Below are 535 nucleotides of genomic sequence, written 5' to 3' on the forward strand. Positions count from 1 at the left end.
GGCCGCCCTTTGGCGCTGAAAATCTTGCCGATCGCCACGGCGTTGTCGGCGTCGGCGCCCAAACCGTACACGGTCTCGGTCGGCAAGCCGACCAGCCCGCCCGCCCGGATCGTTTGAACCGCCAAGGCGATTGAGTTGGCCGCAGCGCCGTCCAGCACCATGCGCGATGCCGCATTCAAAACGGCTCAAGCCCCAGGCACGCGGCCGCCGCCAGCGCCGTGGCGCGGACCTCGGCCACCGTGGCGCCGGTGAGGGTCAGGTGCCCCATCTTGCGGCCCTTGGCGGGCGCGAGCTTGCCATACAGGTGCAGATGCGCGCCGGGCAGCGCCAGCACCTTCTCCCATGGCGGGGGAACCGTAGTCAGCCACAAATCACCCAGCAGATTGAGCATGATGGCCGGGCTGTGCTGGCGCGGCTGCACCAGCGGCAGGCCGGCCAGCGTGCGCACCTGCAGGTCAAACTGCGACAGGTCGCAGGCGTCCAGGCTGTAGTGGCCGCTGTTGTGCGGGCGCGGCGCCATCTCGTTGACGATCAG

At 69.3% G+C, this 535-nt stretch carries 2 protein-coding genes; both read right to left on the minus strand.

What is annotated here, in order from left to right; all coding sequences use genetic code 11:
• On the minus strand, nucleotides 1-161 hold a 161-nt coding region (locus B3V69_RS06175; RefSeq protein ID WP_296444866.1), incomplete at its 3' end, for an L-threonylcarbamoyladenylate synthase.
• Nucleotides 162-175: 14 nt separating this feature from the next.
• Nucleotides 176-535, minus strand: a 360-nt coding sequence (locus tag B3V69_RS06180; protein ID WP_296444789.1) for an ATP-grasp domain-containing protein, incomplete at its 5' end; no start/stop codon positions are given.

Origin of the sequence: Rhodoferax sp. UBA5149, assembly GCF_002413825.1 — a bacterium.
Taxonomy (GTDB): Bacteria; Pseudomonadota; Gammaproteobacteria; order Burkholderiales; family Burkholderiaceae_C; genus Rhodoferax.